We start from the raw sequence: 14,890 nt of genomic DNA on the forward strand, positions 1-14,890 counted from the left end.
TCAGCTTAGCAATAATGATTCATAAAATATTTATAATAGCGACCATATTATTTTTCTTCGGAAATTCATCCAAAGAAAATAATCGCTATTACAAAGAATACTATGAAACTGGCAAAAAGAAATCAGAAGGCTGGGTACAAAACGGTGTCAAGTCAGGCTACTGGAAATTTTATTACACAAACGGTGCTGTTTCAGAAAAAGGCCACTATAAGAAAGGAAAACGAGTAGAATATTGGTATTTCTATACACCCAACGAAATACTTAGCAAAGAAGGTCATTATTCAAAAGGGCAAAAATCTGATTGGTGGTTATACTATGATGAATATGGAAGATTAGATTATAAATGTCAATTAAATACTGGCGTTAAAAACGGTTACTGCCTTCAATATGATAATGGTGAAATAGCTGCTGCCGCAAAATATAATAAGGGTAAGAAAATAAAAGAATGGTATGATTTAAAAAGTTTCAAACACGAAAATAGATTAACTGATTTACGATAATGTTTAAAACCTTCTATTTTTGCCGCTTTTTTATAATTATAATTTTAGCGTATAAACAGAACCTATAATAGGTGCCTTCAATGGAAAACACGATAATAAAAGTCATCATTCCTGCATTTAATGAGGCTGACTCCATTGCGTCGGTTATCAATGAAATTCCTGATATTGTTTCTGAAATTATAGTAGTTAACAATAATTCTACAGACAATACAGTTCAAAACGCAACAGAATCAGGAGCTACGGTACTTTCTGAAGCACAAAGAGGTTATGGTTATGCATGTTTAAAAGGCATGAATTATATCGCAGAACAATCCGAACAACCTGATATTATCGTATTTATCGATGGAGACTATAGTGATTATCCTGAAGAACTAACAAAGCTTGTAGCCCCAATTATTAATGAAGGTTTTGATTTTGTTATTGGTGCACGAGTTAAGCGATTTAGAGAGGCAGGTAGCATGACGCCACAGCAAATATTTGGTAATCAATTGGCTACCAGCTTAATGAAATTGTTTTTCGGGGCAACATTTACTGACCTTGGGCCGTTTAGAGCTATAAGGTATGATAAGTTGTTGCAACTTGAGATGGAAGACAAGACTTATGGCTGGACAGTTGAGATGCAATTAAAGGCTCTAAAAAAGAAGCTGACATATACCGAAATACCAGTGCATTACAAGAAAAGAATTGGTGTTTCAAAAGTATCAGGAACTGTAAAAGGTAGTATATTTGCAGGCATAAAAATCTTGGGTTGGATATTCAAGTATAGCGTAAAATAAAACAAGATTTTTGTATAAAAATCAGATGAAATATTATGGCATTAATTCTTACATATATCATATTATCCGTCTACAGCATTTCGTTGCTGCTTATATTCTTTTATAGTCTTGCGCAATTGAACCTTTTGGTCAATTATTTAGGCCATAAGCGCAGAAATCAAACTGCTCCAAAATTTAACCTATTAGACCCAAAAGAGATTCCGTATGTAACGATACAACTTCCTGTTTATAATGAGGAATATGTAATGGATCGCTTACTTGAAAATATTTCAAAAATAGAATATCCGAAGAGTAAATTAGAAATTCAAGTGCTTGATGATTCTACTGATGACACTGTAATTGATACTGCTAAGCATGTAAAAGCATTACGTGATACTGGTTTAGACATCACGCATATACGTCGTGAAAATCGCCAAGGGTATAAAGCAGGTGCCTTAAAAGAAGGTTTAGAGATTGCAAAAGGTGAGTTTATTGCCATTTTTGATGCAGATTTTTTACCAGATAGTGATTGGCTAAAGAAAACAGTAATTTATTTTAAAGACCAAGAAATTGGTGTTGTTCAAACCCGTTGGGGCCATATCAACAGAGACTATTCTACATTAACTCGTATTCAAGCTTTTGCTTTGGATGCACATTTTACATTAGAACAAGTTGGTAGAAGCTCAAAAGGGCATTTCATCAATTTTAATGGTACTGCCGGAATTTGGAGAAAGGAATGTATTCTTGATGCCGGAAACTGGGAAGGTGATACCCTTACTGAGGATCTTGATTTGAGCTATAGAGCGCAATTAAAAGATTGGAAATTCAAATATTTAGAAGATGTTGAAACTCCAGCAGAATTACCTGTGGTAATAAGTGCAGCCCGTTCACAACAATTTCGCTGGAATAAAGGTGGTGCAGAAAACTTTAGAAAATCTATTGGTCGCGTACTTTTAGCTAAAAATATATCTTTCAAAACCAAATTTCATGGTGTGATGCATTTATTGAACAGCTCAATGTTCTTATGTGTATTTCTGGTAGCCCTATTAAGTATACCAGCCATGTACATAAAAGCTATTTTTCCTCATTTAGGATGGGTCTTCACGTTGCTTCAGTTTTTTGTATTAAGTACTATAATTCTATTCGTATGCTATTGGTTTACGTATAAAAGTATACAAGGCAGCAGTTTTGATAAATTTATTGACTACATAAAATTGTTCTTTACATTTTTTGCAGTTGCCTTAGGGTTTTCATTGCATAACACTATTGCCGTTTTAGAAGGCCATATGGGCAAACGCAGTGAATTTGTTCGCACACCAAAATTCAATATCAATAGCATTACAGAAAGTTGGAAGGGCAACAAATATTTAGCTAAAAAACTTTCACCGAATATGATCTTGGAAGCAGCCTTAATGGTCTATTTCTTATTCGGAATGTACAGTGCTGTGCCATTAAATGATTTCGGACTCTTTCCGTTTCATTTTATGTTGTTCTTAGGTTTTGGGTATGTATTTACAAAGTCTTTGACCGCTAGGGCATAAATTTCATACTATTTACTAATAATATTTTCCTATTTTCAGTTATTCAAACCGCCTAAACTGAAATGCAAAATAAAGTTATTTCATACACCAAACTTCATAAGGTCCCAATGGTATTGGTTCTATTAAGTTTAGTGTTCTATTTTGTTTTTGCATATCATTTACCACGAACAGATTTTATAAAGCTGCTAACTCTTTTTGGGGGCCTCTTTTTTCTCTGTTTTAAACTCATTCAATTTGAAAAATGGAATTATAAGTTTCTACTAATCGCAGGAATACTTTTTCGTTTCATATTTATTTTGGCCGAACCGAATCTCTCACAAGATTATTATCGCTTTATTTGGGATGGTGAATTGGTAAGCAATTTTATCAATCCGTATGTATCGTTACCAGACACCTTAATTGAACAAAAAGATTTGGTTATTGCTAATGCCAAAGAACTGTATAACGGAATGGGTGCTTTGAGTGCCCGCCATTACAGCAACTATCCTCCAATGAATCAGTTGTTATTTGCGTTGTCGGCTTTTTTGGGTGGAAAATCAATACTAGGCACCACAATAGTTATGCGCATTATCATCATTTTAGCCGACTTAGGTATTTTCTATTTTGGCAGAAAGCTTTTACGCAACTTAAACCAATCGCCCCATTTAATTTTCTGGTATTTCTTAAACCCTTTGGTATTAGTAGAATTGACATTAAATCTTCATTTTGAAGGGGTAATGCTATTCTTTTTTCTTTGGGCAATGTATTTACTTTCGGTTAAAAAATGGATAACAGCAGCCATACCATATGCCTTAGCTATTCTCGTGAAATTGGTGCCACTTATATTTCTTCCATTGTTTTTAAAATATCTAGGTATCAAAAAAAGTATTATATTTTATTTGGTAATTGGCTGTGTTTCTGTTTTGTTGTTACTTCCATTTTACTCCTCAGAATTCATTAATAACTATTCAGAAACAGTAGGCCTTTGGTTTTCGAATTTCGAATTCAATGCAGGTCTTTATAATCTAATTGAAAAAATTGCCATCTACTACGATCAGAAACCATGGGAGTTTATTAAAAGCTATGGTAAAATAGTTCCGTACCTGACAATTTCAATTGTATTTATATTTGCTATTTTAAAGGTCGACAAGCAACTAAAAAACCTACTTGTTGCGATGCTTTGGGTATTAAGCATCTATTATTTTATGAGCACTACAATTCACCCTTGGTACATAATATTTCTATTACCCTTGTGTATTTTCACTGACTTCCGATTTCCAATTATTTGGTCTGCAATGGTCGTACTAAGTTACTTTGCGTACTCACAAACTGACTTTAAAGAAAATCTTTGGCTATTGGCCATTGAATATATTTCGGTGATTAGCTTCATGTGCTACGAAATCATCAAACTAAATAAGCAAAAACCCTTTTTTCGAAAAAATAGAGCTACAAATGTGGTCAACTCAATATAATTTGTATTTTTGATTCTCAATGCAAGAGCAAAATTTCATATTCGCATTCAATACACCGCCGGTAACTCTACGCCGTCGTCGCCCGTAAGGGTGCATATCTATTATGGAAAAAGGTGAGTCCATTTCCGCATTTCGTCAAAACACATTCAGAATTTTTAATTTAAATTAGGTAGCAATGGATATTGTTATTGCTAACGAGTCACATTTTAAGTACGCCCAAATTATATGCGATACTATTGCAGAATCTGCACAAGTACGCGGTACGGGTATTGCTAAAAGAACTCCAGAGTACATTAATAAAAAACTTTCAAACGGTAATGCTGTTATCGCCCTTGACGGCGATAAATTTGCTGGTTTTTGTTATATCGAAGTTTGGGGACATGAAAAATATGTCGCCAATTCTGGTTTAATTGTGCATCCTGATTACAGAAATCAGGGCTTAGCTAAAGAAATCAAGAACGAAATTTTCAAGTTGTCAACTAGTAAATTTCCAGATGCCAAGATATTCGGAATTACTACCGGACTAGCGGTTATGAAGATTAACTATGAATTAGGTTACAAACCTGTAACTTTTTCAGAGTTAACAGACGACCCTGAATTTTGGAAAGGCTGTCAAACTTGCAAAAATTTTGATGTTTTAACGAGAACGGAACAAAAGATGTGTCTTTGCACAGGCATGTTATACGATCCCAAAGCGAAAGCAAAACCAGCAAAAAAGCCAGATAGTAAAGTTTATCAAAAATTAAAAAGTTTAAAGGAAAGTATTTTCCTAAAGAAGAAAGAAAAATGAAAAAATTAGTTTTAGCATATAGTGGTGGGCTCGATACTTCATATTGCGCCAAATATTTATCAAAAGAAAAAGGATTTGAAGTACATGCTGTAAGTGTAAATACGGGTGGTTTTTCTTCGGAAGAAATTGCTACTATAAAAGAAAAAGCATTACAACTAGGTGCAACTTCGTACACTTCAATTGATGCCGTACAGACTTTTTATGATAAAGTAGTTAAATATCTCATTTTTGGTAACGTATTAAAAAACAATACCTACCCACTATCTGTAAGTGCTGAAAGAATTGTACAAGCTATTGAGATTGTAAACTATGCAAAAAGTGTAGGTGCTAAATATATTGCTCACGGTAGTACTGGTGCAGGTAATGATCAAGTAAGATTTGATATGATATTTCAAATCATTGCTCCTGAAATTACAATAATCACTCCAATTAGAGATAATACGCTAGCAAGAGAAGAAGAAATAGCATACTTGAAAGAAAATGGAGTTGATTATTCTTGGGAGAAAGCAAAATACTCAATTAATAGAGGCTTATGGGGTACTTCAGTTGGTGGTGAAGAAACACTAACTTCAGACAAACCATTACCTGATTCTGCATACCCTAGTCAATTGCAAGAAAAGAACCCATCTGAAGTAAAACTTACTTTTGAAAAAGGAGAATTAGTAGCTATTGATGGTAAAAAGGATAACCCAGTAGCAAATATTGAAAAGCTAGAAGCCTTAGCTTCTACTTACGCAATTGGCAGAGACATTCATGTTGGCGATACTATTATTGGCACCAAGGGTAGAGTTGGTTTTGAAGCTCCTGCCTCTTTAATAATCATAAAAGCACACCATTTGTTAGAGAAACACACACTCACAAAATGGCAACAATTTCAGAAAGAGCAGCAAGGCAATTTCTATGGAATGCTTTTACATGAAGGCAACTATTTAGATGCCGTAATGCGAAATATTGAAACGTTCTTAACCGACACACAGAAAACAGTTTCTGGTGATGTATTTGTTGGTCTTTATCCTTTTCAATTTAGACTACAGGGCATTTCATCTAAACATGATTTAATGACGGATGCTTTTGGAAGTTATGGCGAAGTAAACAAAGGTTGGTCTGCTGATGATGCCAAAGGATTTATTAAAATACTTTCAAATTCAGGAAAAATCTATAACCATGTAAATCAAAAGAATGATTAAAGCAGCAATAATTGGTGGTTCTGGTTATACAGGAGGTGAACTGATTCGAATACTTTCAAATCACTCTGAGGTTGAAATTGAGTTTGTTTTCAGCACAACCCGAGCTGGTAAAAAGTTAGCAACAGCACACCCTGATTTACTAGGATTAACTGAGATGGAATTTACGGGCACCGTAAACCCTAATGTTGATGTGGTTTTTCTGTGTCTTGGACATGGAAATTCTTCTAAATTTTTGGATGAAAATACTTTTTCATCGACTACAAAAATAATTGACCTTAGCAATGATTTCCGATTAAAAAAAGATGCTGTTTTTCAAGGTAAAGAGTTTGTTTATGGTTTACCGGAAACCAACAAAGTACAAATTGAAAATGCAAATTATATAGCAAACCCAGGCTGTTTTGCAACTGCTATTCAACTTGCACTTTTACCATTAGCTAAAGCTGGTCAGCTAGATAAAGATGTTCATATTAATGCTGTAACTGGCAGTACCGGTGCAGGTGTTAGTCCGTCAGCGACCTCACATTTCAGTTGGCGAAACAATAATGTCAGCTGGTACAAACCTTTTACACACCAACATTTAGGTGAGATAAATGAAAGTTTAAAATCGTTTCAAGCAAATTCGGGCGAATTGTTTTTTCTACCGAATAGAGGAAATTTCACAAGAGGAATTTTAGCAACTGCCTACACCAAATTTGATGGCAGTATAGAGCAGGCTGTAAAACTATTCAAAGATTTTTACGCTGATGCTATTTTCACTCACATTGCTGAAGACCCAATAAATCTAAAGCAAATTGTCAACACCAATCAATGCCATATTCATTTGCATAAACATGATGGAGTTTTACTAATTACTTCAGCAATTGATAATTTACTTAAAGGAGCATCTGGCCAAGCAGTTCAAAATATGAATCTAATGTTTGGTTTTAATGAAAACGCGGGACTTATGTTAAAAGCAGGAGTATTTTAAAATTAGAAATGTAAAATTAAAAGTATAGAAATCACGCGCTGCCAAGCCAAGCCTAAAGCGCAAATAAAAAAAACCATGAGAATAGCCATCATAGGAGCCGGAAATTTAGGATTATCAATCGCAAAAGGTATTTTAAACTCTAAGGGTTCAAATCACTTATACCTAACAAAAAGAAATCCTACTGAAATTTACAATTTTGAAAAGTATGGCAATGTCATAATTACTTCAGATAATGTTGAGGCAGTGAAAAAATCGCAGATTTTGATATTTGCAGTTCAGCCTAGTCAACTAGAGGCTATTCTAAAAGATATAAAAAGTGTGCTCACTAAAAGGCATGTAATTATTTCAACAATTACTGGATTTAGCATCGCTAAGATTGAGGCTTTAATTGGTGTTGAACATAATATTATACGTAGTATGCCTAACACTGCTATTTCTGTGGGCAAATCAATGACTTGCATTTGCGCAAATGAAAAAGGAAAAAGTAGAATTGATTTGGCAAAAGCTATTTTCAATCGCATGGGCCATTCAATTGAAATACCTGAAAATCAAATGCAAGCAGCAACAGTAATTTGCGCAAGCGGAATTGCTTTTTGGATGCGTTTAATGCGCGCAACTACTCAAGGAGCCATCCAATTAGGTTTTGATGCAAAAGAAGCACAAGAACTAGCGGTTTACACGTGTAACGGCGCAGCAAGTCTTTTAATTGAATCAGGGAATCATCCTGAGGAAGAGATTGACAGAGTTACTACGCCTCAAGGTTGTACAATTCAAGGTTTGAATGAGATGGAACATCAAGGTTTGAGCTCTTCACTTATTCAAGGCATTGTGGCATCCTTTGAAAAAATAAATTCTATTAAAGCAAGACAATTGTAAAAAAATAAGGTGCAAATCACTTTACGCGATGCACCAAAAAACCAATAAAAATCAAATTAATACGACCAAATTACATTCGATATGTATTGGTCTATGATTTTGAGCTTGAATTTTGAACTATGAAACTATTCGACGTTTACCCACTATATAATGTAACGCCAGTTACTGCAAAAGGCATTTTAGTAACTGACGACAAAGGCAAGACCTATCATGATTTTTACGGAGGTCATGCTGTGATTTCTATCGGACATTCACATCCACATTATCTAAAACGAATTAATGACCAATTAAATAAAATTGGGTTTTACAGCAATTCAGTAAAAAATCCGTTGCAAGAAGAATTAGCAACTAAATTAGGAGAACTATCTGGTTGTGAAGACTACAATTTATTTTTAATTAATTCAGGTGCAGAGGCTAATGAGAATGCTTTAAAACTGGCCTCTTTTCAAACAGAAAAATCTAGAGTTATTGCATTTAAAAATGGTTTTCACGGTAGAACTTCAGCAGCAGTAGCAGCTACTGATAATCCGAAAATTAATGCTCCAATTAATCAGCAACAAAAGGTTACTTTTTTAGACTTTAATGATTTAGAAGCTTTCGAAAATGAAATTTCGAAAAACGATGTTTGTAGCGTTATTATTGAAACAATTCAAGGGGTTGGCGGTTTAGATGAACCTTCAACAGAATTCTATCAAAAAATTGCAAAATTGTGTAAAGCGAATAATGTTCTTTTAATTGCTGACGAAGTACAATGTGGTTTTGGTAGAAGTGGTAAGTTCTTCGGATTTCAACATCATCAAATAAAACCAGACATTATAACTATTGCTAAGGGCATGGGCAATGGTTTTCCGGTAGGTGGAGTTTTAATACATGAAAGCCTCAAAGCGTCACACGGTTTATTGGGCACTACTTTTGGTGGAAATCATTTAGCATGTGCTGCTACTTTAGCAGTTTTAGAAGTTATCGAAAACGAAAATCTATTAGAGAACACTACCAATTTAGAAAATTATTTTAGAGCGAAAGCAGCTGAAATTCCTCAGATAAAAAGAGTGAAAGGTAGAGGCTTAATGTTAGGTCTAGAATTTGATTTTGAGGTAGCTGACCTTAGAAAAAGATTGATTCACAATCAATTTGTATTCACTGGTGGTGCAAAAGACAAACACATTCTAAGAGTACTACCGGCATTGAATATAACTGAAGCAGACCTAGACTTATTTTTTAATGCTTTAAAAGCAGAATTAGCATGAATACTCTCTTAAAAATATCGCAAAGAAACGCTGTATTACGGAAAATGGCGTCTTTATTAGAAAAGGAAAAAGCAGCTATTCTCTCAGCAAATAAAACTGATATGAATAGTTATTCTGGTGATGACATAGCTATGCGAGATCGATTAAAAGTTGACGATGCTAAAATTGAAGGTATGATTTTATCATTGCAACAATTAGCTAGCTTAGAAGACCCTTTAGGTGTTGAACGGTTCAATTTCACTCATGATAATGGCATGCAAGTCAGTAATAAGACAGCACCTTTTGGTACAGTCTTAATTATTTATGAATCTCGACCAGATGTAACCATTGAAGCTGCTGGAATTGCCTTTAAGTCTGGAAATAAAATTTTATTAAAAGGAGGTAAAGAGTCTATTAATAGTAATCTTTTTTTAGTAGAATTATGGCATAAAGCCTTGCAAGAAAATAGTGTTTCTGAAGATTGGGTTACTTACCTACAATTTGACAGAAGTCAAACACAAGAATTTTTAGAAAAGCCTACACAAAAAATTGATTTAATTGTACCTAGAGGTGGTGAACGATTAATTGCTTTTGTAAAACAACATGCCACTTGTCCGGTAATAGTTAGTGGTAGAGGTAATAATTTTATTTATGTTGACGGAGAGGCAGATTTACAGATGGCATTAGATATTATAATTAATGGTAAAACCACAAAGATATCTGCTTGCAATGCCATAGATAAAGTTTTAATCGATTCTAATCTTGTTCGAAAACAACAATTTCTTCAGCACCTAATTCAAGAATTGCAAAAGAGCAATGTTGAAATTTTTGCAGACAATGCACTTTCAAGTCTTGATGGCACGAAAGCAATTGAAAACGAAAATGTCTGGTTTGAAGAATTCTTAGATTATAAAATTGTTTTAGGTCAAACTGTTGATTTAGAAGAAGCTGTAACTAAAATAAACACCTATGGTGGTGGTCATTCAGCAAGTATTATCACCAATAACACTGAAAAGGCAACACAGTTTATGGATAATGTAGATTGTGCCGCTGTATATCATAATGCCTCAACCCGTTTTACTGATGGTGGGCAATTTGGTTTGGGTGGCGAACTTGCGATTAGCACCGATAAATTACACCAACGTGGCCCAATTGGTTTGCAACATCTTGTAACCAACAAATGGTATGTTAAAGGGAATGGGCAAATTAGATAGTCATGAAGAAAAAAAGAATATTACTAAAAATTGGCTCGAATACCCTGACCAAAGAGACTGACCAGATTTCTCGCGAAAAAATTGAAGATATCGGTCGCCAAATAAATATTTTAAAAGATGAATTTGAGTTTATAATTGTTAGCTCAGGAGCTATTGCTGCAGCAAAAGAGTTTGTAAAGCTAGAACATCATGGTCAAGAAATAAATGTAAAACAAGCTTTAGCTTCTATTGGTCAACCGTATCTAATGCGTATGTTTCAAGAGAACTTTAGAGAATTAGGCTTATTTACATCGCAATGTTTATTATCGTATTCCGACTTTGAGAATCCGAAATCCAAAGGAAATATCAAGAATACAATTGACATTTTAGTAGCTAATAATTTTATTCCGATAATCAATGAAAATGATACGGTAGCAACTGATGAAATTCAGTTTGGTGATAACGACAAACTTGCTGCATTGACTGCAGCACTTCTACATGTAGATTTATTATTAATAGCAACCAATACCGATGGTATTTACACCAAGGCTTCATTAGAAAATGGCAAACCAATTACCATTTCAGAAGCCAGCGGATTAGTAGAACTAAAACAAGAAATTAGTAGTGAGAAGTCAACTCACGGTACAGGTGGTATGCAATCAAAGATTGAAGCCGCAACTATTGCTAGTAACGCAAATATTGACACTTGGATCATCAACGGAATAAAAGATAATTTTATAACCGAAGCACTTAACGGTGTTAGTCATTTTACAAAAATTAAAGCATGAGAAATTACCTCTCAATACAAGATATTGACAACTTGCCCGACTGGGTTAAAGAAGCTCGAGAATTGAAAAAAAATCCGAGACAGTTTAACGCTCTTGGCAAAAACAAAACCATTGGATTATTATTTTTTAATAATAGTCTCCGCACCCGATTAAGCACTCAAAAAGCCGCAATGAATTTAGGTTTTGAAGTAATCGTGATGAATTTTGGCAGTGAAGGTTGGGCTTTAGAATATGCAGATGGCACTATTATGAACGAAGGTACTTCTGAGCACATAAAAGAAGCTGCTCAAGTAGTTTCGCAGTATTGCGATATTGTAGCTATTCGTGCATTTGCAAAATTACAAGACAAAGAAAAAGATGAAGCAGAAGAAGTTCTAAACGGCTTTAAAAAATATGCTAGCATTCCTGTTGTTAACATGGAAAGTTCGGTAGGGCATCCACTTCAGGCATTAGCAGATGCAATTACCATTGATGAAGTTAATACCAAACCACGACCCAAGGTCGTACTTTCATGGGCACCTCATCCGAAGGCACTCCCACATGCAGTTGCAAATTCATTTGTTGAAATGATGCAATTGCAAAATGCAGATTTTGTTATTACACATCCTGAAGGTTATGAGCTAAGTAAGGCTATTACTAAAGATGTAACTATAGAACATGATCAAAACAAAGCTTTAGAAAATGCAGATTTTGTTTATGTGAAAAACTGGAGCAGTTATTCCGATTACGGAAAAGTAGCCAATCAAGATTCAAAGTGGATGATGACCAAAGAAAAGTTGGGTTCGGCTAAGTTTATGCATTGTCTACCAGTCAGAAGAAATGTTGTGGTGGCTGATGCCGTTTTAGATAGCGATCAATCTCTTGTTATTGAACAAGCAAACAATCGAACTTATGCTGCACAAGTAGTTTTGAAGAAGATAGTAAGCTCACTTTAAAACTATTCATTCATTATTTTAATACTCGTTTTTAAGTCGTAGTCCCATAGTTCTAGAACCATGAATAAACTAAAAGACAAAATATGTATCGTTACTGGAGCCACAAGTGGAATGGGCAAGGCCATCGCTAAAGCCTTTCACAAAGAAGGAGCGAAACTTATTTTATCTGGTCGAAATAAAGAACAAGGAACTATTTTAGCTAATGCACTTGAAAATGCAATTTTCGTTGCCGGTGATGTTAGTTTACCAAACTACAACGAACAGCTTGTGAATGCGGCAATTGAGAATTTCGGAAAATTAGATATTGTTTCAATTAACGCAGGTATTTTAGGGCTCGGCAATGTTGTTGATTTATCACCAGAGGACTGGCATAAAACTATTAATACTAATCTTAGTTCAATTTTCTATCTTTCAAAATATGCTATCCCCTATTTAAATAAACAAAATGGAAATATTTTAATCAATGCCTCCATAGCTGCATATAAAAGTTTTCCTAATCACCCTGCTTATTGCGCTTCAAAAGCTGGCGCTGTTTCTTTAATGAAACAAATGGCAGTTGATTATGCCCCTGAAATAAGAGTTAATGCAATTTGTCCAGGTCCTGTAGATACCCCATTAATTTGGGATTCTGCCAAAGCTTTTAAAAATCCAGAATTAGCAGTTGAAAATGCTGGAAAAGCAACGCTTTTAAAACGTTTAGGAAAACCTGAAGATATAGCAAGTTTAGCATTATTTCTCGTTTCTGAAGAAGCATCTTGGATAACAGGAACTGCAATGAACATTGACGGAGGAAAATTAAACACATAAAATGAAACAAAAATTATCAATTATAAAGATTGGCGGAAACGTCATTGAAAATGAAGATGAGCTTGCAAAATTCTTACAGAGTTTTGCGCAATTAGAAGGACTTAAAATTTTGGTTCATGGCGGTGGTAAATTAGCAACACAATTGGCGTCACAATTGGGTATTGAATCAAAAATGTTTCAAGGTCGAAGAATTACAGATGCCGCTAGCCTTAAAATTATTACCATGGTTTATGCTGGGTTAACCAATAAAAATATTGTAGCGCAGCTACAAGCAAAACAATGCAATGCTATTGGTCTTACTGGTGCTGATGGTAATACTATTGAAGCCTACAAAAGACCCGTAAGAGATATTGATTTTGGTTTCGTAGGCGATGTTGAAAAAGTTGATGCAACTATTATAAACCAATTATTATCTATAGGTTTAACTCCTGTTTTCTGCGCAATGACCCATAATACACATGGTCAATTATTAAATACTAATGCCGACACTATTGCTTCTGAGATTGCAATTGCAATGAGTGCTATTTTTGAAACTACATTGTATTATTGTTTTGAGAAGAAAGGAGTTTTAATGAATGTAAACGATGACAATTCTGTAGTAACCGACATTAATTCGGAATCGTATGAAAAACTACTTTTAGAAAATATAATTGCTGACGGAATGCTTCCGAAAATGGAAAATTGTTTTCATGCTTTAAAAAATGAAGTCAACAAAGTTTGTATTGGAGACACGCAAATGCTAAATCCAGATGCGAACTTATTCACAACCCTCACCTTATAGAAATGGAACAAAAAGCCCTAACAGAAAAAGCAATTGAACTTTTAAAACAATTGATTTCAATTCAATCTTTTTCATCCGAAGAAGATAAAACGGCTGATGCAATTGAAGAATGGTTTAACGCTTTTGACATTCCTTTTCAACGAAAGATAAACAATGTTTTTGCTGTCAATAAACATTTCGATGATAGCAAACCTACTTTGCTATTGAATTCACATCATGACACCGTAAAGCCGAATCAGGCTTACACAAAAGACCCGTTTCACCCACATATAGAAGACGGCAAATTATATGGCCTAGGAAGCAACGATGCCGGAGGTGCTTTAGTTTCGCTACTAGCGACATTTACCCATTTCTATGCTACGAAAAATCTGAGTCATAATATTTTGATGGTTGCTTCAATGGAAGAAGAAAGTGCTGGCAAAAACAGTTTGCGAGGTCTTTTACCAGAACTACCTAAAATTGACGTTGCAATTGTTGGTGAACCTACTTTATTAGATTTAGCAATAGCTGAAAAAGGCTTAGTAGTATTTGATGCCGTGGTCAAAGGCACCCCATCACATGCTGCCCATCCGAATACTGACAATTCAATTTACAATACCATTGAAGTTTTAGAATGGTTTAAGAATTATAAATTCGACAAAGTATCTGAAGCACTTGGCGAAGTTAAACTAACGGTAACACAGATCAATGCTGGCAGCCAACACAATGTGGTACCCTCACAGGTAGATTTAGTTATTGATGTTCGAGTCAATGATAAATACACCAATGCTGAAATAGCAGAAATATTAAAAAGAGAAGCACCGTGTGAGTTAAAAGAACGATCATTACGTTTAAATTCTTCGGCCATTGCTAAGAATCATCCTTTAGTAAAATCAGGTATTGCCTTAGGTAGAAAAACCTATGGCTCTCCTACCCTTTCTGATCAAGCAGCCTTAAGCTGTCAATCATTAAAATTAGGGCCAGGTGACAGCACACGATCACATTCAGCAGATGAATATATTTATGTACATGAAATTGAAGAAGGAATTGATTTGTACATTAAAATTTTAGAAGGATTTTTGCACTAAATAAAAAACAGTATTCAATAAGCAAA

At 34.6% G+C, this 14,890-nt stretch carries 15 protein-coding genes; all 15 read left to right on the forward strand.

Going from position 1 to position 14,890, the window contains the following annotated elements; translation table 11 throughout:
• Positions 1–14 precede the first annotated feature (14 nt).
• The 15 genes from JQC67_RS01090 (at position 15) to JQC67_RS01160 (ending at position 14,864) form a co-directional block, all read left to right on the forward strand.
• Entirely contained in the window at positions 15–500 is a 486-nt protein-coding gene (locus tag JQC67_RS01090) for a toxin-antitoxin system YwqK family antitoxin (RefSeq protein WP_203251018.1), read from the forward strand.
• 80 nt (positions 501–580) lie between these two features.
• Positions 581–1,276 carry a glycosyltransferase family 2 protein gene (locus tag JQC67_RS01095; protein WP_203251019.1) on the forward strand — a complete coding sequence of 232 codons (696 nt, stop codon included), beginning with the start codon at positions 581–583 and terminating at the stop codon, positions 1,274–1,276.
• A 35-nt stretch (positions 1,277–1,311) separates the two neighbouring features.
• Positions 1,312–2,796: a cellulose synthase family protein gene (locus JQC67_RS01100; protein ID WP_203251020.1), complete on the forward strand. Its 1,485-nt coding sequence runs from the start codon at positions 1,312–1,314 to the stop codon at positions 2,794–2,796.
• A gap of 62 nt (positions 2,797–2,858) precedes the next feature.
• Positions 2,859–4,247, forward strand: a complete 1,389-nt coding sequence (locus JQC67_RS01105) for a mannosyltransferase (RefSeq protein ID WP_203251021.1) — start codon at positions 2,859–2,861, stop codon at positions 4,245–4,247.
• Positions 4,248–4,422: 175 nt separating this feature from the next.
• Positions 4,423–5,037, forward strand: coding sequence for a GNAT family N-acetyltransferase (locus JQC67_RS01110; RefSeq protein ID WP_203251022.1), 615 nt, complete (start codon positions 4,423–4,425; stop codon positions 5,035–5,037).
• The gene (locus JQC67_RS01115; protein ID WP_203251023.1) at positions 5,034–6,224 is read left to right on the forward strand and encodes an argininosuccinate synthase; all 1,191 of its coding nucleotides are present in this window, start codon (positions 5,034–5,036) and stop codon (positions 6,222–6,224) included. The genes JQC67_RS01110 and JQC67_RS01115 overlap by 4 nt, the downstream gene beginning before the upstream one ends.
• Positions 6,217–7,191, forward strand: a complete 975-nt coding sequence (gene argC, locus JQC67_RS01120; RefSeq protein WP_203251024.1) for an N-acetyl-gamma-glutamyl-phosphate reductase — start codon at positions 6,217–6,219, stop codon at positions 7,189–7,191. Before JQC67_RS01115 ends, argC begins: the two co-directional genes overlap by 8 nt.
• 75 nt (positions 7,192–7,266) lie before the next feature.
• On the forward strand, positions 7,267–8,067 hold the full coding sequence (gene proC, locus JQC67_RS01125; RefSeq protein WP_203251025.1) for a pyrroline-5-carboxylate reductase: 801 nt from the start codon (positions 7,267–7,269) through the stop codon (positions 8,065–8,067).
• A gap of 119 nt (positions 8,068–8,186) precedes the next feature.
• Complete coding sequence (locus JQC67_RS01130; protein WP_203251026.1) at positions 8,187–9,314, forward strand: aspartate aminotransferase family protein; 1,128 nt, start codon at positions 8,187–8,189, stop codon at positions 9,312–9,314.
• On the forward strand, positions 9,311–10,507 hold the full coding sequence (locus JQC67_RS01135) for a glutamate-5-semialdehyde dehydrogenase (protein ID WP_203251027.1): 1,197 nt from the start codon (positions 9,311–9,313) through the stop codon (positions 10,505–10,507). The genes JQC67_RS01130 and JQC67_RS01135 overlap by 4 nt, the downstream gene beginning before the upstream one ends.
• Positions 10,508–10,509: 2 nt before the next feature.
• Positions 10,510–11,274 (forward strand): glutamate 5-kinase, encoded by a 765-nt coding sequence (proB, locus tag JQC67_RS01140; RefSeq protein WP_203251028.1) that lies wholly within the window; start codon positions 10,510–10,512, stop codon positions 11,272–11,274.
• Complete coding sequence (locus tag JQC67_RS01145) at positions 11,271–12,209, forward strand: Rossmann-fold NAD(P)-binding domain-containing protein (protein WP_203251029.1); 939 nt, start codon at positions 11,271–11,273, stop codon at positions 12,207–12,209. Before proB ends, JQC67_RS01145 begins: the two co-directional genes overlap by 4 nt.
• Positions 12,210–12,269: 60 nt before the next feature.
• A complete protein-coding gene (locus tag JQC67_RS01150) occupies positions 12,270–13,016 on the forward strand; it encodes an SDR family NAD(P)-dependent oxidoreductase (protein ID WP_203251030.1) in 747 nt (248 codons plus the stop codon).
• Position 13,017: 1 nt separating this feature from the next.
• A complete protein-coding gene (gene argB / locus JQC67_RS01155) occupies positions 13,018–13,797 on the forward strand; it encodes an acetylglutamate kinase (RefSeq protein WP_203251031.1) in 780 nt (259 codons plus the stop codon).
• 2 nt (positions 13,798–13,799) lie between these two features.
• Entirely contained in the window at positions 13,800–14,864 is a 1,065-nt protein-coding gene (locus tag JQC67_RS01160; RefSeq protein ID WP_203251032.1) for a M20 family metallo-hydrolase, read from the forward strand.
• The last annotated feature ends 26 nt before the right edge of the window (positions 14,865–14,890 follow it).

The sequence above is a fragment of the Aurantibacter crassamenti genome, assembly GCF_016811105.1.
In the GTDB taxonomy this organism is placed as follows: domain Bacteria; phylum Bacteroidota; class Bacteroidia; order Flavobacteriales; family Flavobacteriaceae; genus Aurantibacter_A; species Aurantibacter_A crassamenti.

Excerpts from the sequence above, each read along its gene's own strand:
- JQC67_RS01090 (WP_203251018.1), top strand. The coding sequence starts at position 15 with ATGATTCATAAAATATTTATAATAGCGACCATATTATTTTTCTTCGGA.
- JQC67_RS01095 (WP_203251019.1), top strand. The coding sequence starts at position 581 with ATGGAAAACACGATAATAAAAGTCATCATTCCTGCATTTAATGAGGCT.
- JQC67_RS01100 (WP_203251020.1), top strand. The coding sequence starts at position 1,312 with ATGGCATTAATTCTTACATATATCATATTATCCGTCTACAGCATTTCG.
- JQC67_RS01105 (WP_203251021.1), top strand. The coding sequence starts at position 2,859 with ATGCAAAATAAAGTTATTTCATACACCAAACTTCATAAGGTCCCAATG.
- JQC67_RS01110 (WP_203251022.1), top strand. The coding sequence starts at position 4,423 with ATGGATATTGTTATTGCTAACGAGTCACATTTTAAGTACGCCCAAATT.
- JQC67_RS01115 (WP_203251023.1), top strand. The coding sequence starts at position 5,034 with ATGAAAAAATTAGTTTTAGCATATAGTGGTGGGCTCGATACTTCATAT.
- argC (WP_203251024.1), top strand. The coding sequence starts at position 6,217 with ATGATTAAAGCAGCAATAATTGGTGGTTCTGGTTATACAGGAGGTGAA.
- proC (WP_203251025.1), top strand. The coding sequence starts at position 7,267 with ATGAGAATAGCCATCATAGGAGCCGGAAATTTAGGATTATCAATCGCA.
- JQC67_RS01130 (WP_203251026.1), top strand. The coding sequence starts at position 8,187 with ATGAAACTATTCGACGTTTACCCACTATATAATGTAACGCCAGTTACT.
- JQC67_RS01135 (WP_203251027.1), top strand. The coding sequence starts at position 9,311 with ATGAATACTCTCTTAAAAATATCGCAAAGAAACGCTGTATTACGGAAA.
- proB (WP_203251028.1), top strand. The coding sequence starts at position 10,510 with ATGAAGAAAAAAAGAATATTACTAAAAATTGGCTCGAATACCCTGACC.
- JQC67_RS01145 (WP_203251029.1), top strand. The coding sequence starts at position 11,271 with ATGAGAAATTACCTCTCAATACAAGATATTGACAACTTGCCCGACTGG.
- JQC67_RS01150 (WP_203251030.1), top strand. The coding sequence starts at position 12,270 with ATGAATAAACTAAAAGACAAAATATGTATCGTTACTGGAGCCACAAGT.
- argB (WP_203251031.1), top strand. The coding sequence starts at position 13,018 with ATGAAACAAAAATTATCAATTATAAAGATTGGCGGAAACGTCATTGAA.
- JQC67_RS01160 (WP_203251032.1), top strand. The coding sequence starts at position 13,800 with ATGGAACAAAAAGCCCTAACAGAAAAAGCAATTGAACTTTTAAAACAA.